16 protein-coding genes are annotated in these 20,725 nt (G+C 58.9%); 4 read left to right on the forward strand and 12 right to left on the reverse strand.

What is annotated here, in order from left to right; translation table 11 throughout:
* Positions 1-23 precede the first annotated feature (23 nt).
* Positions 24-311 (reverse strand): co-chaperone GroES, encoded by a 288-nt coding sequence (gene groES, locus ACEW8N_RS03030; RefSeq protein WP_373498320.1) that lies wholly within the window; start codon positions 309-311, stop codon positions 24-26.
* A gap of 347 nt (positions 312-658) precedes the next feature.
* Here groES and ACEW8N_RS03035 point away from each other — a divergent pair, with 347 nt between their 5' ends.
* Positions 659-2,719, forward strand: a complete 2,061-nt coding sequence (locus ACEW8N_RS03035) for an AsmA family protein (RefSeq protein WP_373498321.1) — start codon at positions 659-661, stop codon at positions 2,717-2,719.
* A 4-nt stretch (positions 2,720-2,723) separates the two neighbouring features.
* On the opposite strand, the gene ACEW8N_RS03040 is transcribed toward ACEW8N_RS03035, so the two are convergent.
* The 4 genes from ACEW8N_RS03040 to ACEW8N_RS03055 form a co-directional block, all read right to left on the reverse strand.
* On the reverse strand, positions 2,724-3,248 hold the full coding sequence (locus tag ACEW8N_RS03040; protein ID WP_373498322.1) for a HyaD/HybD family hydrogenase maturation endopeptidase: 525 nt from the start codon (positions 3,246-3,248) through the stop codon (positions 2,724-2,726).
* A 135-nt stretch (positions 3,249-3,383) separates the two neighbouring features.
* Complete coding sequence (locus ACEW8N_RS03045) at positions 3,384-5,681, reverse strand: nickel-dependent hydrogenase large subunit (RefSeq protein ID WP_373498323.1); 2,298 nt, start codon at positions 5,679-5,681, stop codon at positions 3,384-3,386.
* A gap of 78 nt (positions 5,682-5,759) precedes the next feature.
* On the reverse strand, positions 5,760-6,851 hold the full coding sequence (locus ACEW8N_RS03050; RefSeq protein ID WP_373498324.1) for a hydrogenase small subunit: 1,092 nt from the start codon (positions 6,849-6,851) through the stop codon (positions 5,760-5,762).
* Positions 6,852-7,214: 363 nt separating this feature from the next.
* Entirely contained in the window at positions 7,215-8,279 is a 1,065-nt protein-coding gene (locus ACEW8N_RS03055) for an ATP-binding protein (protein WP_373498325.1), read from the reverse strand.
* Positions 8,280-8,609: 330 nt separating this feature from the next.
* Between ACEW8N_RS03055 and ACEW8N_RS03060 the strand changes: the two genes are divergently transcribed.
* Positions 8,610-10,274, forward strand: a complete 1,665-nt coding sequence (locus ACEW8N_RS03060) for a DEAD/DEAH box helicase (protein WP_373498326.1) — start codon at positions 8,610-8,612, stop codon at positions 10,272-10,274.
* A 19-nt stretch (positions 10,275-10,293) separates the two neighbouring features.
* On the opposite strand, the gene hisF is transcribed toward ACEW8N_RS03060, so the two are convergent.
* Positions 10,294-11,868: an imidazole glycerol phosphate synthase subunit HisF gene (gene hisF, locus ACEW8N_RS03065; RefSeq protein WP_373498327.1), complete on the reverse strand. Its 1,575-nt coding sequence runs from the start codon at positions 11,866-11,868 to the stop codon at positions 10,294-10,296.
* A gap of 196 nt (positions 11,869-12,064) precedes the next feature.
* Here hisF and ACEW8N_RS03070 point away from each other — a divergent pair, with 196 nt between their 5' ends.
* Positions 12,065-12,535: an MFS transporter permease gene (locus tag ACEW8N_RS03070; protein ID WP_373498328.1), complete on the forward strand. Its 471-nt coding sequence runs from the start codon at positions 12,065-12,067 to the stop codon at positions 12,533-12,535.
* 245 nt (positions 12,536-12,780) lie between these two features.
* Positions 12,781-14,133 (forward strand): GAF domain-containing sensor histidine kinase, encoded by a 1,353-nt coding sequence (locus ACEW8N_RS03075; RefSeq protein WP_373498329.1) that lies wholly within the window; start codon positions 12,781-12,783, stop codon positions 14,131-14,133.
* A gap of 56 nt (positions 14,134-14,189) precedes the next feature.
* Here ACEW8N_RS03075 and ACEW8N_RS03080 read toward each other — a convergent pair whose 3' ends face one another.
* The 6 genes from ACEW8N_RS03080 to ACEW8N_RS03105 form a co-directional block, all read right to left on the reverse strand.
* Positions 14,190-14,846, reverse strand: coding sequence for a response regulator (locus tag ACEW8N_RS03080; RefSeq protein WP_373498330.1), 657 nt, complete (start codon positions 14,844-14,846; stop codon positions 14,190-14,192).
* A 61-nt stretch (positions 14,847-14,907) separates the two neighbouring features.
* Positions 14,908-16,053, reverse strand: coding sequence for a sensor histidine kinase (locus ACEW8N_RS03085; protein WP_373498331.1), 1,146 nt, complete (start codon positions 16,051-16,053; stop codon positions 14,908-14,910).
* Positions 16,040-17,542 carry a PAS domain S-box protein gene (locus ACEW8N_RS03090; protein WP_373498332.1) on the reverse strand — a complete coding sequence of 501 codons (1,503 nt, stop codon included), beginning with the start codon at positions 17,540-17,542 and terminating at the stop codon, positions 16,040-16,042. Before ACEW8N_RS03090 ends, ACEW8N_RS03085 begins: the two co-directional genes overlap by 14 nt.
* 72 nt (positions 17,543-17,614) lie before the next feature.
* Positions 17,615-19,096: a response regulator gene (locus tag ACEW8N_RS03095; RefSeq protein ID WP_373498333.1), complete on the reverse strand. Its 1,482-nt coding sequence runs from the start codon at positions 19,094-19,096 to the stop codon at positions 17,615-17,617.
* 254 nt (positions 19,097-19,350) lie between these two features.
* Positions 19,351-19,755, reverse strand: coding sequence for a response regulator transcription factor (locus ACEW8N_RS03100; protein ID WP_373498334.1), 405 nt, complete (start codon positions 19,753-19,755; stop codon positions 19,351-19,353).
* Positions 19,756-19,798: 43 nt separating this feature from the next.
* The gene (locus tag ACEW8N_RS03105) at positions 19,799-20,722 is read right to left on the reverse strand and encodes a universal stress protein (protein WP_373498335.1); all 924 of its coding nucleotides are present in this window, start codon (positions 20,720-20,722) and stop codon (positions 19,799-19,801) included.
* Positions 20,723-20,725 lie beyond the last annotated feature (3 nt).

Below are 20,725 nucleotides of genomic sequence, written 5' to 3' on the forward strand. Positions count from 1 at the left end.
ATTTCCTCCCGTACCATTAAATTTTATTCGAACACCGCCAGGATATCACTCTCCCGCATGAAGATCTGTTCTTCTCCCCCGACCTTGATCTCGGTCCCGGAATACTTGGCAAACAGGACCCGGTCTCCGGCCTTGACATCCATCGGAATGCGGGTGCCGTCGTCGTTCAGCCTGCCTGAACCCACCGACAGGACCTCGCCCTCTTGCGGCTTTTCCTTGGCCGTATCCGGGATAATGATCCCGCCGGCGGTTTTCTGTGCGGCATCGAGTCTCTTCACCAACACCCTGTCATTCAACGGTCTCACCTTCATTTTTCTGATTTACCTCCGTAATATGGTTGACACTTGAAACTGAACTGGGTCACTACCGATCGATTGGGCATCCGGCCTCTTTGCGCCGGATAATTCTTGGAACAGGCGTATCCCGCAAGGATACCCTGCCGGAAGCCGATTGTTTTGCAAAATAATAAGGGACAGGCCGGCCTTGTCAAGGTCTGCCCCCGTAATTTTTGTTAAAATATTATCTTTCTATTTCGAATAGATAGATCCAAAGCATCTGGCGGGCGGGTCCCCGGGGCCGTATGCTTCCATGGTTGAGAATGATCGCGCGGATGTCTATTGTTAAAATGATCGACCCATTTCACCAGCCATGGGGGTGTATGATGCACTGGAAAAAAACAGCGGCTTGGCTCGGGTGCTTGGCGGCCGTGGCCGGTCTTGCCGCGGCCGTCGCCCTCATCGATGTAAACCGATTCAAACCCGTCATCGCGGATGCCGTCCGGAAGACCACGGGCAGGGAAATAGCGATATCCGGCGATCTCAGCCTCGTGTTCGGGCTCCGGCCTACCCTTGCGGCCGAGGATGTGCGCATCGCCAACGCGGAATGGGGGTCGCGGCCCGGGCTTGCGACGATCCGAAGGCTGGAGATTCAGGTATCGCTCATTCCGCTTCTGGTTCAAAAAATCGAAATCGTCCGTCTCGTGATGATCGAACCGGACATTCTCCTGGAGACGGACCCGAGCGGCGCCGCCAACCTCAATTTCTCCCCGGGGGGACAAGAACCCCGTCTCCCGACCGGAGCGCCGTCTGAAAAACGCCCGGCATCCCCGCCGGCCCTCACCGTCCACAACCTCGACATCCGGAACGGCCGGATCGCCTATCGCGACGGGCGGACCGGCGCATCCCATGCCGTGTCTGTCGAAACCTTCACGGCGGCGAAAGCTGCGGGGGAAAACCGCCTGACCGTTTCTCTGAAGGGGGTCTGGAACAGCCTGCCCTTCGAATTCACCGGCATCCTTCTGGATACGGCGCCGGGTCTTTTCCATCTGGACGACATCCGGTTCAGCGCCCGGGCCGCGGGGGCCGCCTTGACGGCCACGGGCCGCATCAGCGACCTCATGGCCCGAAAGGCAAGCCTGAACGTCCACCTGTCGGCCCCTTCCCTGCCCCGGCTGATGGCGCTGGGGGGGATGCACGGTCTGCCCGACGTCGGTCCAGTCACCATTGACGCCGAACTGGAGATCCCTGACGCCGAGACTTTCCAGGCGACAACCCTGAACGCCGTTTTCGGGGAAAGCGATCTCCGTGGATCGGCGACCCTGGCTCTTTCGGGAAAGCGGCCGAAGCTTTCGGCGGAGCTCTCCTCCCGGCGGCTGGATCTCCGCCTTCCCGCCGAACGATCCTCAGCACCGTCCGCGAAGCCGACATCCGGCGGGGGGCGCATCTTCCCGAAAAAGCCCCTTCCCCTGGACAAGCTCAATCATATCGATGCCGACCTCCGGCTCCGGCTGGCCCAGGTCCTGACGGAAAGAGCCTCCGTGACGGAGATCGAGACGGATATCCGCCTTGAATCGGGCAGGCTCAGGATGACGCCCATCCGGGCGGCTTCGGGCGGATCGACGTTGGCCGCGTCCCTGGAGATCAACGCGGCGGAAAAGATCCCCGCAATCGCCATGACGCTTCGGGGCAATCAGTTGAATCTCGGGAAGATATTCTCGCAGCCTGGGGCCGGGAAGACACTCTCCGGAAGGGCCGACGTCGACGCAAACCTGACCGGCCGCGGCAGGTCCGTCGCGGAGGTGATGGGCAACCTGAACGGCAGGATGGTTTTCGCCGTTCAAAACGGCCGCGTCGCGCGGCGCTTCATCGATCGGTTCCCCCTGTATGTCACCAGGGGCCTGATTGAGCAGATCTTCTTCCTTCTGGGCACCCCGGCCGGGGGGATGGCCGATATCCGATGCCTCTTTGCAAACCTCGACATCCGCAACGGGATGGTCGACGTTTCGCCTCTGGTCATCAATACCCCGACAATGACGGTTTTCAGTGCTGGCGATATAGATCTCAAAACAGAACAGATAGACCTTTCGGTCAGCACGGAGCCGACCCGGGAGACGAATATGATCCAGCTCGGCATGGGGCAGCTGACGAAGATTTTCAAACTCACCGGCACCCTGGCCCGCCCAAGCCTGAGCGTCGATCCGGTTGAAACGGCAATCCTCCTCGCCAAAGTATTCGGCGGCATGACCATCGCCGGGACGCTCGTGGCTGCGGAGGCCCTGTTGGGGAGCAGGGACGCAAAGGAGAATCCCTGCCTTCAGATCACGGCATCGCCTCAAAAAGAATACCCGGCATCGAAAGCGCTCCGCAAGACCGGTGAAGTCATGAAGCGGGCTGTTGAGGATGCGCAAAAATCGATTCTGAATCTTTTCAAAAACCCCTGAAGCGCTACGGCGCGGCGCATCCGACGCCCCTTTTCGGTCTGTAATGCCCCCCCAGGCGCAGTACTTCGTCCAGCACCCGCTGGACCATTTCCATTACCCTGGCCTGGATGAGGGGGGTCAATTCATCCCTGTAGGCCGCGATGCTCTGGGGCTCCACCCCCAGGATTACGGTGCCGGGCATACGGTCCAACCCATGGTGACAGTAAGTCATCGCTTCGAGAAAATCGAGCTGGTGGAGGGAGTTCTTCCGGCGAATGCGCTCTGGAATCTCTTCGCCTTCAATGCGGTGGAGGGTGCCGGGCTTGCTGTTACCGCAGACGGCATCGACTACGACCAAATGGTCGGCCTCGCTGATGAGGCCGAGCAGATGAATGCCCCGCACCCCCCCGTCGACGACGGAAACATTCTCGGAAAAGTCATAGTCCATTTCAAGCGCCTGAATGACGCGGATCCCGAAGCCCTCATCGGTGAGCAGGATATTCCCGATGCCTAAAATAACGATATTGGGGAGTGCCGTGGCGATTTTCATTGTCGAAAATATGTTTCGTGATTCCGATCGGCAACAATATGCCTGGAGACCGAAGATTCATGAGATGGTCCGGTATTCATCGAGATCATGGCCGCAGGTTCCACCCAAGGCAGATCCCCAAGCCGAACTTCCGGATCAGCAACCGACCTTCACCGAAAAGGTTTTGTTATTCTCTGCATCAATAACGTGTACCCCGCACGCGATACAGGGGTCGTAAGAATGGATCACCCGCAGCACCTCCACGGGATTTTCCGGGTCGGCCACGGGAACACCGACCAGCGCATTCTCGAGCGGCCCCCGGAGATCGTCAGAGCAGCGGGGACTCAGGTTCCAAGTCGTCGGCACCACCATCTGATAGGCGCCGATCTTGTTGTTCTGAAAATGGATCCAGTGCCCCAGGGCGCCGCGGGGTGCTTCGAGGAACCCGACCCCCTGCCCGCCGGTCAGACTGTAGTTCTCGTAGATCCGCTGATCGCCGTTGCTCAGATTGGTTTCCAGTTCATTGAGCCATGCCGCCATGCCCTTGCCGATGATGACGGTTTCGATGGCACGGGCGGCGGTCCGGCCCAGGGTCGAAAAAAGATCCCCTTCACTCAGGTTGGCCTCGGCAAGAAAATTGGTGACGGCATCGACAAAGACGGGCTTGCCTTTTCCATACCCCACCAGCACGCGGGCCAGGGGTCCCACTTCCATGGGTGCATCTCCATAACGGGGCGCCTTGAGCCAGCTGTAGCGGGCATCCTTGTCCAGGCCGGTATAGTTGGGGACCGTCTCGCCGTTTTCCGGGTGCCGGTCTGCGGATCCGACGTACCAGGAATGGGCAACGTGCTCGGAGATCAGGGTCGAATCCAGCGGCTGGACATTTGCAACATCACCATTGAAGATCACGCCTTCGGGCATGAACAAATCGTCGGGCCAGCGGGGTCCTTGGGGAAACTCGCCGCACACCATGAAATTGCCGAAGCGGCCGATCCGGGTCCACTCGGGATATCTTCCAACTACCACCTTGAGGTCCGGGATATAGGCCGCATCGATAAAAACACGGACCGCCTCCAGATAGGCCCTGAAATCACCAAGACGGCCGCTTGTCAGCTCACCGCCGCACGTGACACCCCCCACAATGGTCGACTGAGGGTGGGGGTTTTTCCCGCCCAGGACGGCCATCATCTTGGCCGCGGAGACCTGCATCTTGAGGGCCTCCAGGTAATGGGCCGTCACCAGGAGGTTCTCCTCGCTGGTCAACCGGTAGGCCGAGTGCCCCCAATAGGCGTTGGCGAAGGGGCCAAGGTTTCCGGTCGCCACCAATCCCTTCAGGCGGGCCTGGACCGCTGCGAAATCAATCTGTACCGGCTCGTTCTGGGGTGCGATTTCCCAGGCCAGGTCCGCTGTTTTCTTCAGGTCGGCCCCGAGAGCGCTGGTGATGTCCACCCAGTCGAGGCCGTGGAGGTGGTAGAAATGGACCAGGTGGTCGTGGAGAAACTGGGCTCCCAGCATGAGGTTCCGGACGATCCGGGCGTTATCGGGGATGGCCACGCCGACGGCGTTCTCGATGGCCCGGACGGAGCAGAGGTCGTGGACATAAGTGCACACTCCGCAAAGCCGCTGGGTGATCAACGGGGCATCCAGTGGGTCCCGTCCGGTGAGGATGGTCTCGATGCCGCGGAACAGGGTGGCGGTGGACCAGGCATTGGTTACCTTCCCGCCCGACACTGTCACCTCTATGCGGAGGTGACCCTCGATGCGGCTGATGGGGTCGATGACCACGTTGATGGGGGCGGTGGTGGTGATCTCTTCCCTGGCGGTCACGAAAATCGTTTCAGTATCCGGGGCGGTGAGGCTGAAGGTGGCCGTCCGGGAATCGACTTCCACGCGGTCATCCGCCGAGAGGATCACAGTCTGGTAAGTATCCCAGTTTACCAAATCGAAATCCAGGGGCGACCTCGACGCCACGGTGATGCCGGTATCGCCCCCGGCATGTCCGATGGTCACCGACACCGGTCGTTTCGGGTCTGCGGTCAGCTTGGTTTGGAATGTGGCCGAGCCGCCCTGAGGGATTGCGACGTCCGCCGTGTCGATGGCGATCTGGTATGCCGGGAACGCAGGGTCACGGTCGATTTCGACGGCCCGTACACGGGCGGTCGTCACGTACCTCCCGGAAAGAGCAACAGTGGCTTCACCGCCCACGGTATCGCTGTCCAGGGCGGCCGCAAGGGTGACCGTGTACCATCTGTTATAATTCTTTTTGCTGATTTTAAGTTTTGCGCCCGAAACAATACGGATATCGGCATCCCCTTCCGCAATGACAACATTGATCTCGATATCTTCCCCGGGCATTGCGGCAAGTTTTACGTTGAAGCTGGCTTGGCCGCCTTCCGGGATTTCTATTGTGGAGATGCTTGTGATAATGGAAACGGGCTGGATATTATCTCCCATATTCTCAAATCCTTTCTTGAACAGCCGGCATCCCGTGGAAGGATCGTCCGCCGATGGTCTTCAAAGAGGCTTCGAACCTCATCTTTTTGCAGGCAGCTTCGTAGCGCCGGGCGCTTCGGGATGACAACTCGAACATCCCTGCACTGTCTGAACATTGACTTTGTGCTTCTTATGCATCGAAAGCTGAAATTTCCCGGGCTCGTTCTCTTTCGCCTCCTGCCTGTCGAACATGTCGCTCGAATGGCAGGGCGTGCAGGATGCGTTGTCCATCTCTTTGTGGAGAAGGGCATCCGGGCGATAGGCGCCAAACATGGAGGCCCACATGGGATTGTAGAACGGCGCGTTGTTGTCCCAGAACCCGGGTTCCGAGCAGCCGATGCACTGATGTTCAACCTGAATGCACCAGGATTCGGCGTTGTAGAGCTGCTTATGGCAGTTGTTGTAGGTCTTGGGCCCCTTGCAATTGTATCCCTGCATGCACCCGTGGGGGACCGTGCAGGAGGAATGGATGGTTTCGCCGTGGCAGAAGGTCGGCCTGCCGTCGGGGCGGCGGTCCGGCATCTGGTTGTTCAGCAGGTAGCTGGTGATCAGCGCCACCAGATTCATGGGGTGGGGTGGGCAACCGGTGATGTTGATGGTGTCGATGCCGACGGCATCCTTGACGCCCTTGGCACCGGTGGGGTTGGGTGCGGCAGCCGGCAAGCCGCCATAAGCCGAACAGGTCCCGAAACAAATGGTATGCTTGGCCCGGGGAATAACGGACCGGGCGATCTCCAGCATGGTCTTGCCGCCGACCATCCCGTAGACGCCGCCGTCTTTAGTGGGAATGGCCCCCTCCACGACGCAGATGAATTGGCCGTCATAATCCTGGACGGTTTTATCCCGGTTGTATTCGGCTTTTTCGCCGCAGGCCACCTGGATGGTTTCATGGTAGGTGATGTTCAGAACATCGAAGAGGATGTCCGCCACGTGGGGATCGGTGGCACGGAGAAAGGATTCGCTGCATCCGGTGCATTCGGCAAAATGAAGCCAGACCACCGGGAGCCGTGTATCCGCGCTCGTAAGGGCTTCTGCGATTCTCGGGATCATGGAAGCGCTCAACCCCAGCGTTGCTGCGATTCCGCCGCAGTATTTCAGGAACGATCTCCGTGTGATCAGGGCTTCGACCATTTTTCTTTCCTTTCATGCCTTGCATTCATTCCATTCCCTGGAAGCGGTTGCCAATTATCGACAGCGCCGCCCGCCAGGCTGCAACTATCTTGCCGCCGGGGCAAATCCCAGCGATCCGGCTCGATATCCGGAAAGTAACCCGGTGGGATGCCGATTCGTTCATACGTCGGTCGACGGCATCCAAAAAAAACCACACCGTGGTACGATCATACAGACCTTCAATTTGATTAATCTGTGAAAAAATGCCGGAAAGACAACGAAGAAAAAAAAGGATATAAATATTTTTATCTCTTAAAAAATGCAAGGGAGTGAAGGACCGGCGAACGGTGCGATCCGGATTCGCCGGTCATGCGGGAGGGGATGTCAATCGGCAATCTTCCCCCGCTCGCGGGCCATGTTGAGGTAGGTTTCAAAGGGATTCCGGGGCGGCACGTAACGGTCCGCCGCGTCTTTCTGCCTGAGGGAAATGGCCTCCGACGGGCACGCCGGCACGCAGATCCCGCACCCGATGCACCGATTGAGATCGACCTCGGCCGCGTCGGCCACCGTGATGGCGTCCATCTGGCATTCCGCCGCGCAGGCGCCGCAGGCCGTGCAGCTCTCGGCGGTCACCGCGGCGAAGTAGTTCGTGTGGACCGCTTTCGCGGGCTGGTCAAGGGATTTGAGATTCTTCAGGACCTGGCAGCAGCATCCGCAGCACATGCAGATGTTGGCGGGCTTCTGAGCATTGCCCGGCTGGAGAACCAGGCCGGCCGAAAGGCCGGTTTTCAGGACCTCCAGGGCCTCCTCCCGGGAGATGGCACGCCCCAGTCCGTTTTCCTCGTAGAAGGCCGCCCCCGCGCCGAAGGAGAGGCAGACCTCCAGGGGCTTGCCGCATCCCTTGCCCACCATCTCGTGCTCCCGCCGGCAGATGCACGGAGAGACCACAATCCTGGACTGTTTCCCGATAATCTCCTCGGCCGCCTCATAGGGCATGACGGACATCCCGGCCGCAATGCTTTTGGCAATGGGGATGACCCGAAGCTGCTTCGTCTCTTTCCGGACCCATTCCTTTTTCATCAGCACCGGGAGGTATTCGTTGACATCCCGGATCAGGGCCTCGTCAAGGTCGTTGAGGTGATACTCCCAGATGCCGATCACGAACTGGGCGGCCATGTAATGCTTCAGCCCGTTCTTGGTCGAACGGAAAATGAGCCCTTTTTTCGACATGCGCTCCAGCGTCGGCTCCAGGGCGGCCGCATCCCGACCGGTTCTCGCGGCAATGGCCGCCGCCGGCTCCGGCATCAGGATGAGCTGGGCGGCGATCTCCGCCTCCGCCTCCGTGAACAGCCGTTTCAGAATTCGAAGCTCGACGCCGGACGCCGTCGCCGGGAAGCCCGCCGGCAGGTTGTCCAGGTGATGGGCCAGCCGGGTGTAAACATCCGTCATGGTTTCGTCTCTCCTGTCTGGTGGTGTTTTCCGCCGCCGGGTCGCGCGACCCATGCGAAAGCGGACCAAAGGCAACACTTTTAGCAGAAAGCCCGGGGAATGCCAACAGATCGGATTTAAATGCTTGAAAAATTCAGCCAAAGGGCATATAAGCTACAGGCTTGACAGCAGCGCCGGCCTGCTTCCGCCATGGCATGGGGAAAACCGGCGCGCGCAGCACAACATGGGATGCCGTCCGGAGTGCGCCGGGCGGCTTTTTTTATGACACACTGCGGCCGGAAAAATCGATTGCGTCGTTTTCCGGCCCACTTTTACATGAGAGACCAGCAAATGAATTTCAGTACACTCGGGCTGACCGAGGCATTGGCCGCAGCAGCGGCCGATATGGGTTTCGAAACCCCCACGACGATCCAGGCGCGCGCCATACCCGCCCTGCTTGCAGGAGAACAGGATTTTGTGGGGCTTGCCGAGACGGGAACCGGAAAAACCGGCGCATTCGGGCTGCCGCTGATTCAGCGCATCCATCCGGCCGAGACCCGGCCCCAGGCGGTGGTGATCTGCCCGACGCGGGAGCTGTGCCTGCAGATCACGGAAGACCTGAAAAATTTCGCCCGGCACATGAGGGATATCCGCATCATCGCCGTCTACGGCGGCGCCAGCATCGCGGGTCAGATCCATCTGCTCAAGAGGGGACCCCAGATCATCGTGGCAACCCCGGGGCGGCTGCTCGACCTCCTCAACCGGAAGGCCGTCGCCCTGTCCCATGTCTCCTGTGCGGTCCTGGACGAAGCCGACGAGATGCTCAACATGGGCTTTAAGGAGGATATCGACAGCATCCTGGGCCAGATGCCCGAAGAACGGCGCATCTGGCTGTTTTCCGCAACCATGGCGGACGGCGTGGCCGCCATCGCCAGGAATTACCTGAAAGATCCGGTGGAGGTGCGGGTGGGCGGCCGGAAACAGAGCCCCAAGGCCATCCACCACAGCTGCTACATGCTCCAGGAGAAACACCGGTACCAGGGGCTCAAAAGAATCATCGATTTCACCCCGGAGATCTTCGGTCTCGTCTTCTGCCGGACCCGCCTGGAAACCCAGACCGTGGCCGAGGCGCTCATGCAGGACGGATATCTGGCCGAAGCGCTTCACGGCGATCTGTCCCAGGCCCAGCGCGACTATGTCATGCGAAAATTCAGGCAGCAGGCCGTCCGGATCCTCGTTGCAACGGATGTGGCGGCCCGGGGCTTAGACGTGGACGACATCACCCACATTATCCACTACCGCCTGCCGGACGAGACGGAGATCTACACCCACCGCAGCGGCAGAACCGCCCGAGCAGGAAAATCCGGAGAATCCATCGCCCTCATCAATACACGGGAGATGCCCCGGATCCGGGAACTGGAAGCCCGTCGGAACATCCGGTTCACCTTTTCAAAACTGCCCGACGGTCGGGCCATCTGTGAGAAGCGGGTCTTCGGGCTGGTGGAGAAGATCGTCCGGACGGACGTCGACGAGGCCGGGATGGCCCACTACCTGCCCGCCATCCGAACGGCATTGGAACCATTCGACAAGGAAGAGATCATCAAGCGGTTCATCTCGGCGGAATTCAACCGGTTTAACGAATATTACCGGACGGCCGAAGACATTCATGTAACGGCCCCGCCCAACAAGACCGCCGCGCCGAAACCCGAGGCCCCGAAAAAAAGCCGCCCGAAAATCAACCCGAAAATCAACCCGAAAATCAAAAAGACCCGGCGGTTTTTCATCAACATCGGCCGGCTCGACAAGATTACCGAAAAGACCATCACCCGCCTGATCTCTTCAAAAGCGGGCATCGGCACAAACATGATCGGCGCCGTCGACCTGAAACGGGAATTTTCATTCTTTGAAGTGGAACGAAGCGCTGCGGGAAAGCTCCGGAACTCCTTTGAAAACGTCGTCGTCGACGGCCGCCGGGTCGAGGTGCGGGAGGCCGAAAGGGACAAAAAGGCCGCCTGAGCGGTTTCTCCACCCGGGTCTACCCCCGGATTTCGACCTTTCCCCGGAGGTAGCGCTTGACCTCCCCGATGGGGACTTCTTCCCGGTGGAAAATACCTGCGGCAAGCGCCGATTCCGCCCCGGTGCGGGTAAAAACCTCATGGAAATGCGCAGCGCTTCCCGCGCCGCTGGAGGCGATGACGGGGATGGTCACCGCCGCCTTGACCGCATTGATCAGCTCGATGTCGAACCCCGCCCGGGTGCCGTCCCGGTCGATGCAGTTGAGCAGGATCTCCCCCGCCCCCAGGGTTTCACAGACCCGGGCCAGGGTCACGGCATCCACGTCCCGCCCTTCGCGGCCGCCCTTGACGGTGCACTGGTACCAGCAGTACCGCTCCCCGGAAGGCCCCGGGATCTCCGTTTCGATGACGGGGTGTCCTTGGGCGGCATCGGGCGACGGGACATAGACCCGCCTGGGGTCCACGGAGATGACCACCGCCTGGTTGCCGTAGACCCTTGCAATCGCCTCGATGGCGCTTGCGCCGGTCCGCATGCCGGTCTTGAGATAGGCCTCAACGATATAGACCGCGTCGCTGCCGATGGAGATCTTGTCGGCGCCGGACCGGAAATACCCTGCCGCCACCTCCAGGGCCGTGTAGGTCCGGCCGTCCGTGTCGGTGTAGTCCCGGATGCCGCCGCCGATGGTCAGGGGAACAAAAACATGGCGGGAGGTCTGTTTGAGCACCGCCATCATCGGCATGTCCTCCAGGGGGAAATCCCTGAAACCGGTGATGTTGAGAAAGGTGATCTCGTCGGCACCTTCCCGGTAGTACCTTCCGGCGAGGTCCACCGGCTTGCCCAGGTTCCTCACATCCCCCGCCTCCCGGACATCATACTGATCCCCCTTGGTGACCACCAGGTCCCCCCGGTCGTTGGACCGGACGTCCAGGCATGCAATGATCCGCTTGGCCAGGCGGGTCTGTGTGGACACCCGGGGAGGCAGGCAGGGCGCCACGCCGGGGCGGATAAAATTGCCCAGGATGCGAAGCCCGGTTTCGCCGCTCTTTTCAGGATGGAACTGGGTGGCGACCACCCGCCCCTTCTGGATGGCGCTGACAAAGGGATAGCCGTAATCGGTGGTTGTCAAAACAACGGACGGGTCGTCGGTATCCACATGGTAGGAGTGGACGAAATAGACCTTCTCGTCGCCCGCAAGCCCGTTGAAGATCGCCGAGGGCTGCTTCACGTTGAAGCCGTTCCACCCGATGTGGGGAACGGAAAGATCGGTATGGAAGCGCTTCACGGTCCCGGAGATGAATCCCAGGCCTCTCGCGCCGGGGGCTTCCTCGCTGCCGTCGAACAGCGCCTGCAGCCCCAGGCAGATGCCCAGGAAAGGACGGTCCGCGGCAAGGTAGGCCCGGAGCGGGGCGACAAAACCCCTCTCGCCCAGGATCCGCATCATGTTGCCAAACGCCCCCACACCGGGAAAAATCAGCCGTTCGGCGGCCAGAATGTCCTCCCGGGTGCAAGCGATCCGAACCGTCTCGCCCAGGCTCTCGACGGCATTGATGACGCTCCGCACATTCCCGGCGCCATAGTCTAAAAGAGTAATCATTTTTTTCCGTCCATCGCGGTTGTGCTGTAAAGAGTTGAGGATGCTTACACAATTTGGCTCTGGGAGTCAAACGCTGTTTGGTGGATAAGGGTTGCGGCGGAAGGCGCCGTGAGGTATTCTCTCATGGATCCGCGGGGGACGCGATCAAGCTCCCCCGAAGAAACGACGGCAAGAGACCGTTCCAACAGGAGGCCGCTTGGGGGACAAACCGACGGAGATCGTCATTCCGAAAGAGAACGCCCTGTTCCGGATGGACGCACGGGGGTACTGGCACAATGCCCACGGACGGTTCCGGAAAAAAAGCATCATCGACCACTTCAACCGGTCCATCCGGAAAGACGAGGCCGGGTACTACGTGAGTCAGGTCAACGGAGACCGCATCGAAAAGGTCTATTTCCCCTGCGAGGATACGGCCCTCTTCGTCACGGAGGTGCACGGCGAAGACACCCTTCTCCTGACCCTGAACACCGGAGAGCATCTCCCTCTTTCCCTCGAATCGCTCTTCATCCAGGACGACAATCTCTACCTGACACGGGGAGACGAACGGATCAAATTCAACGAAAGAAGCCTTCTGCAAATGGCGGACAGGATCGAAGGCGACGACGACGCCTGGGTTCTCCGCGTCGGCGGACGAAGGCACCCGATTCGAATCCTTTCCCGGAATTGACCCGGCCTGGCCGCCGCGTTCCGCCGCATTGCCGGCACCCTGAAACAGCGGCGGCGCCCCGCCCGCACCCGATTTCTTTTCCCCCGCAGGCAGTCTGGCAGGACGGTAGGATGGGTACAGGCTATTGGCTTCGGGCTGTTGAGGATCACCGGCCGCTGTCCCCGCAAAAGCAGGTTGTATTTTTTGGGTAGACATTATACAGTATATTTTTAAAAATACCCCATTCACTTCAACCTGATCATACTATGAACGAAACCTCAATCTACGACGAATGCTTAGATTTGGTCGACCGGGTCGAGGGACTGAAAAACCGGATCGCCCAGCGCAACCAGGAAAAAGACAAGATCAGCCACCTCAATGCGGTGTTGAGTTCCATCCGCGACGTCAGCCGGCTGATCATCAAAGAGAAAGACCCCCAGTCCCTGATCCGGGGCGTCTGCGCGAGCCTCATCGAAAAACGCAGCTTCCACAATGCCTGGATCGTTCTGATCGACGACCGGTGCAGCATCACCGCAAGCGCAGAAGCCGGTCTCGGCGACGACTTCCATGAGATCCTCAAGAGCATCGAAACCGGGAGAATGCCCCGCTGCTGCAATCTCGTGCTCAACCGCAACCGGTTTCTGGTGACCAAAAACCCCTCGCAGGAATGCATCAACTGCCCGGTATCCTACATGTACGACGGCAGGGGCTCCATCTCGGCCCGGCTCGAGCACGACGGCCGCGCCTACGGCATCCTGACGGTCTCGGTCCCCATCGCCTACAGCCAGGACCCGGAGGAGCACGAGCTGTTCAATGACGTGGCCGATGACATCGCCTACGCCCTGCACAGCATCGAGGTGGAAAAAGACCGCATGCGAAAGGAGGCCGCCCTGCGGGAGGCCAGGGACAAGCTCGAACGTCGGGTCAAGGAGCGGACCCGGGACCTGGAGGTCTTGTCCAGCCGGCTGCTGAATGCCCAGGAAGAGGAACGCAAGCGGATCGCCGTGGACCTCCACGACGGGATCGGGCAGTGCCTCTCGGCCGTCAAATTCATGGTGGAAACCGTGATCGAGCAGCTCAAGGGAAAGGTGGACCGCCTGGAGATCAAATCGTTGGATGCCCTGGTGCCCCTTCTTCAGGAAAGCTCGGAGGAGATCCGCAACATCATCATGAACCTCCGCCCCTCCATCCTCGACGACCTGGGCATTCTGGCCACCATCGGATGGTTCTGCAGGCAGTTCACCTCGGTCTATTCCCACATCCACCTGACAAAGTCACTCGAGATCGAGGAAGACCAGGTGCCCGACGCCCTCAAAACCATTATTTTCAGGATCATCCAGGAGGCCATGAACAATATCGCCAAGCACTCCGGGGCCGAGGAGGCCTCCCTCTACCTGGGAAAAAACGGGAACACCCTCGAATTGCGGATTGAAGACAACGGATGCGGATTCAACTCGGCGCGGCTCATGTCCTCGGGATCTTCCATCCAGGCCTTCGGCCTCACCGGCATGAAGGAGCGGGTCGAACTCTCGGGGGGCCGGTTCGCCATTTTCTCCTCACCCGGGGAGGGCGCCCGGATCGAGGCCCGGTGGGCGTACACCTGCGCCCGCACCTTCTGAAACACAGCCCGCCCGCGAACGGACCGCCACAACGGGCCGCGGACGCAACATCGCCATCACTGGGCGATCAGCCCGTTTTCAATGGCATATGCGGTAAGTTCCGAGGCATTGTGAAGGTCGAGCTTCTTCATGAGGTTGGATCGGTGCTTTTCCACGGTCTTGACGCTGATGCAGAGATATGTCCCTATTTTCCGGTTTTTATGGCCCTCGGCGATCAGCTTGAGGATCTGCCGCTCCCGCTGGGTCAGGGCATCCAGCGAGGATTCGCTCTGGGGAGGTTTTTTGCCTTCCAGGTACGAGGCCACCAGCTTCTCCGAAACACCCGGGCTGAGGTAGGTCCGCCCGGCCAGCACGTTTTCGATGGCGAGCTTGAGTTCAGTGTAGGTGCTGTCCTTCAGCAGATAGCCGTTCGCGCCGGCCTTGAGGGCCGCGAACACATATTCCTCGGCCTTGTGCACGGTGAGCACCAGAAGTTTGACCTCGGGAAACTCGCTCTTGATCTCCCGGATGGCGTCCAGTCCGTCCATCTTGGGCATGGACAGATCGATCAGGACCATATCCGGCATCAGCTCCCGGACGCGGCGTATGGCTTCCAGCCCGTTTTCGGCCTCTCCGACGATATTGAAGTCCGGATTCTGGGAAAGGAGGGAACGCAGTCCTTCCCGAAGAATCCGGTGGTCTTCGACAATGACGATGCTGTATACTTGCTCCATAATCGGCACTCATCCTCCACGTTCTTGACCTGATGCCAAATTCTGAATCATTTTTTGCAGGTTACTCCATGCGCCGGGTCTGCGGAAGGCGAACAGAAAACATGGTTCCCACCCCTTTTTCGGACCGTACGTCGATGGTTCCGCCATGCTCGGCGATGATTTTCTTGGTGATCATCAGCCCGAGTCCGGTCCCGTCATATCCTTTCGTGCTGAAAAAGTTACGGAAAAGCTTGTTTTTGACATCTTCGTCCATCCCGCAGCCGGTGTCTTCCACCTGGTATTCGACGGCCCACCCCTTGGGCCGCAGGGTTCGAAGATGAATGTCCTTTTCTTTGAGGGTGCACCGAATGTCCATGCACGCATACATGGCATTGGTGACAAGGTTCAGCAGGGCGCGGTGCATCCCCTCGGGATCGAGCCATATGTAGGGGAGATTCTCGTCAACGCTCAAATTGAAGGTGATGCCGTATTCCCGCGCCTGGGGTTTGATGAGTTCGTAAATCTCCCGCGCCGGGCCGTTGGGGTCGCAGTGCTGGTAATTGGGGGTCCGTTCGCTGGCGAAATTCAGCAGCTCGACGGCGACATTGTTGATCTTTTTGACATTCTTCTTGACGATTTTCCAGCCCTTCCGAATGTACTGCTTGTTTCCCAGCTCGAACCCCTTGTCCAGCACGAACACGCCCCCGGCCAGCGCCCCGGTGATGTTCTTGATGGCATGAGACAACCCGGCCGCCGTCTGCCCGACGGCCGCCAGACGCTCCGCCTCCAGCAGCTTCCGGGTTTTTTCCTCGACCAGCCGCTCCAGGTTCTCGGTGTACATTTTGAGCTGCTTTTTCATGAGGATCCGCTCGTTGGCGCGCCTGATGGCGATCTCCAGGATATCGTCATTGATGGGTTTGGTGATGAAATCCGTTGCCTCGTATTTCAGGCTTTTCACGGCAAGCTCCATATCCCCGTGCCCGGTGATCATGATCACCTCGGTGTCGGGGGCCCGCCGCTTGATCTCCCGCAGAAGCTCTATGCCGTCCAGGCCCGGCATTTTGATGTCGGTCAGCACCAGGGGCGGAAGCTCCCGGTCAAACATCTCCAGGGCGTCCTGGCCGTCTTTCGCGGAAAAGATCTGATACCCCATATCCGTCAGGACAATGCCCAGAATATCCCGGATATCCTCTTCGTCATCGACCAGCAATATCTTATTTTTTTCCATAACCCGTTTCTTGCGTCAGTTGATGGATGGGGAATTCGAGATGGAAACACGCCCCGCCGTGAGAGGAGTTTCCCAATCGTATATCCCCTTGAAAATCCTTGACGATTCCGTAACTGATCGATAGCCCCAGCCCGGTGCCCTTGCCCACGGCCTTGGTCGTGAAAAAGGGTTCGAAAATCTTATCCTGAATCCCCTGGGGGATGCCCGTCCCGGTGTCCTCCACCTCGACGACGACCTTCTTGCCTTTCAAGGCCGTTCTCAAGAAAATCTTCTTGTCGGGGGGGCCGATCGGCGCCTCTTCGGTCCACCGCGCCTCGATGCCGTCCCGGGCATTGACCAGAAGATTGATCATCACCTGCTCCAGCCTGCCGGCATCCGCCATGATGACGGGAAGGTTCTTCTGAATCTCCCAAACCATCTCTATCTGCCTCAGCTTCAACTGCTGGCTGAAGATTTCATAGGCCCTCTCCAGGACATCGTTGATCTGCACCTTCTCGAGACGCATATCGGACTTCCGGGCAAACTCCCTCATATGATTGATGATCCGATTTGCCCGATCGATGTTGTTGCTGATCTTTTCGGACATGTTATGGAGGATTTCCGTCGGGATGGGCTCCTTCTGACCGACCTTCTTCATGAAGAAGTTGCTGGCCATCTTGATGACGGTGAGCGGCTGATTCAGTTCGTGGGCCACGCCGGTCGCCATCTCCCCCAGGGTGGCCAGCTTGCTGGCCTGGGAAAGCTGCTGTTCGGCTTCAAGCCGCTTGGTGATGTCGTTCAGCGTCACCAGCAGCACATGCTGGCCCAGGAATTCGGTGGGGGAAATCCGGATGTTGACGAAGCGGACAGCCCCGTTCTTGCCCATTTGCTTGACCTGGTTGATCTCCTTGGCCTTGTTGAGATTAAACTCGTAATGTGATTTGTCTTCGTCCATGAAAAAATCGAGGAACGACCGGCTGATCATCTCCGATTGGGCGTATCCGTAAACCGCCTCGACGCTCTGGTTGCAGTCCAGGATCCGGTGGGAATCCGGATCGAGGACGAAAACAGGATTGGGGATATTGTTGAAAATGGCATAATATTTCTTTTCAGACCGGGCCAGTTCCTCCTCAAGCTCCTTGCGGTGGGTCACATCCAGGCACATCTCAATGGCGCCCGTGATTTCCCCCTTGGCATTCCGGAGGGGCGCAGTCTTGACAATCCAGAATTTTTTCGACCCGTCCCTGTTGGTGCGCTCCTCTTCGCTGTAATGGTCCTTGCCGTCCTTGAAGGTTCTGGCAACCGGGCAGGCGACACATTTCTCGTGACGCCCCTTGTAGACGGTATAGCAGTATTTCCCCTGGGTAATATCGAAGGACTCGGCAAATTCCCGGTTGTATTGAATGATCTCGTAATTCTTGTTCTGTATGGAGATGGTGCACGGAACACTTTCGAAGAGGATGCGATATTCCTGCCGCTGCCGGATCAGCTTGAGAATCAGGATGAACAAAACAGATCCAACTGCTAAAAAAAACGATACAATTAGAATGGTAATCTTCACGGCGACTCCTCGCTCAAACGATCACCGCGGCGTTTCCGGCTGAACCCTCGGGAGCCTGATCCGGAACCGGCTCCCCTTTCCCGGTTCCGATTCCACGGAAATCCGCCCGCCATGCTGATCGACCATTTTTTGGGCGATGAACAGCCCGAGGCCCGTGCCCTTGTTTCCCTTGCTGGAGAAAAAGAGGGTGAACATCTTTTCCCGGGCTTCCCTGTCCATGCCGATGCCGTCGTCCTGGACCTCGAACAGGACCACGTCCGGCTCCCCCTTGACGGTAAACACGACCTGGTGGGAGGTTTTGTCCGGGTGCTCGCTGCAGGCATCGACGGCGTTTTCGAGAATATTGACCAAGGCCGCCGTCGCCACATCCGGATCGATTTCCATCAACCCCGGATCAGGATCGAACATCCGCACGAAATGAACCCCCGCGCTTTCGGCTTTGGGGACGACCGTGTTTGCGACGCCCTCGGCAAAGGAGAGCACCTCGACCTGCTCGGTGTGCAGTTCACGGGTTTTGGCGTAGTAGAGGATGTCGAGGACCTGCTTGCGGAGCCGGATCCCCATCTGCCTGATGATGTCCATCCCCTCCTCGACCAATGCCGTGTCTTCCTTCCGGAGGCCCGACCGGAGCATGTATATGCCTCCGTCTATACCGGTCAGGAGACCTTTCACACCGTGGGACACAGAGCTGATCAGAAGGCCCAGACTGGTGAGCTGATCCTGAAGCTGGCGGATCTGGGTGATGTCGACGGACATCTCCATGACATGGGTGATCCGGCCGTCGGCGTCCCGCAGGGGCGCCGTGGTGATGAGCACGTTGTACTGACGGCCGTCCTTCGCCGTCACGACAGTCTCGGAGCGGTGCGTCAGACCGTCCTCGAAGGTCATGAGCACCGGACAGTCGGCGCAGGGCTCCGTCCGGTGCTTGTAGGTGCTGTAACAGCTCAGTCCGCCGGCGTCGCCGAAGTGGGATTTAAAAAGGCGGTTGCTCTCGGTGATTCTGAGGTCATGATCCTGGACGGTGATGTAGCAGGGCGCCGCCTCGAAAAGTTGGTGGAATTTGTGCCGGGTGGCCCGAAGCTCCTCCTGGACCAGGCGGTGAAGGTGCTCCGTGTGTTCCCGGATCTGCCCGCGCATCACGATTTTTTCCCAGGCGCGGTTGACGGCCATATCGAGAAAGTCATGATTGATGGGCTTGGTGATGAAATCGGTGGCCTCGAACTTCAAGCTCTTGATGGCCAGATCAAGGTCGCCGTGACCGGTGATCATGATGACCTCGGTGCCGGGCTCCTCTTTTTTGATCTCCCTCAGGAGATCGATGCCGTCGATGCCCGGCATCTTGATGTCCGTGATCACCAGGGGGGGACGCGACCGGCGGAACAGGTCCAGGGCCTCCACTCCGTCCGCGGCCAACTGGACCGCATACCCCGAATCGGCGAGATAAATGGAAAGAATTTCCCGGATATCGTCTTCGTCATCTACCAGCAAAAGCCGTTTTTCCATACAACACCACCCGCTAGAATGTTTAGGCATCGGAGCCGCGGCAAGAAACCGCTGATCGAGATTGCATCGGATACCGGTTCGCCTGCAGGACGCATCGGCGAACCCGTGTCAGGGGCCATGCCGGTGGATGCAGCGAGGTATGGAGCTGCAAAAGTGCAAGATAAGCGATGGGGTCTTGCCGCCCCCCTTATACCCTGAAGGGATCGCTGAAGGCAACGTGGAAGAGACGATTGGATACCGTGGAAAGGAATGAATCAAGCCGCCGGCCGAATCAGGGTTTCTGCGATTTCCAGCAGTTCATCCGGGTTGGGCGGCTTTTCGACATAGGCTTCGGGTTCGGGGATGGCATCGTCCGGCTGGATGTTCATCATCTTCAAATAGTGAAAAAAGGTCTGCTTCCCTACCCCGGAGAGCATCAGAACGGGGATATGCTTCAGATCCGCATCGGATTTCAGGTGCCGGTACATCAGGACACCCCCTTCGCCCGGCATCATGATATCCAGGACGATCAGGTCCGGAAGCAGCTTCCTGGCTTTGGCCAGCCCGTCTTTTCCGTCCCTCGCCGCGAAAGCTTCGTATCCACCCGTCTCGAACACCGTGGAGATAAAGATTCTCATGTCCAGTTCATCGTCTACAACCAGAACCTTCTTCTTGTCCATGCATACCCCGCGATGTAAGCCGTTTCCCCGATACCGTGGCAGATCAGTCAGAAACCTTGTCCGGACGGTTCACGCTCGCCACCGGGCAGGAGGCCCTCAGCACGACCTGCTCCACGGTGCTCCCCAGAAGGGCCAGCTCCGGATCGATCTCCCGGGTGTGATGGGCCATGACGATAAGATCCCCGTTTTTCTCGCGGGCATACTTCAATACCTCGACATAGGGGATACCCTCCCAGATCTCTATTTCATAGTTGTCGTAGCCGTCCATCTGGGATTCGTATTTCAGTTCCATCTTTCTCCGGGCGGCCTTGATCATCCCTTCGATCTCCGACTGTTCAAGGACGGTTCCCGACTGTACGCTGCTGAGATCCAAGGCATGGAACATGTAGAGCTTGGCCCCGATCTCCTTGCAGAGCTTGAGCGCGAATTTGAAGGCGGAATCGGAGGCCTTGGTAAAATCCGTTCCGAAGATGATGTTGGAGAAGTACCAGAGGCAGGTGGTGCAGGGACGGCTGACGATCAGGACCGGGGACCGCGAGGATTTGGCCACCTTCTGCATGGTGCTGCCCACGATGCTTCGATAGCGCGTGGCACCGGGGTCTTCCTGCCGGGAATGCGCCCCCATGACGACCAGATCGACATCCTCTTTCCGCATATACCGAAGAATCTCGGTATGGGGTACCCCCACCACGGGCAACATCTTGCCCTCCACGCCCGATGCCTTGATCTGGTCGGCATAATAGGTCTTCATTTCATCCCTGACCCACTCCACGTAGTCCCCGTCCACATTGTCTTCCTCACCGGTCCTGCTGTCGGTGACCGTGGCGCTGAACCCGCGCGACGGACGACCGAAAACATGGAGGACGGTCAGTTCAGACTGATATTTTTTGGCCAGATCGAAGGCGACATGGGCCGCGTTGTCACATGCGGGCGTGGCCGTCGTTGCAAATAATATTTTCTTAAACATTGT

The sequence above is a fragment of the Desulfococcus sp. genome (genome assembly GCF_041737845.1).
Lineage (GTDB): Bacteria > Desulfobacterota > Desulfobacteria > Desulfobacterales > Desulfococcaceae > Desulfococcus.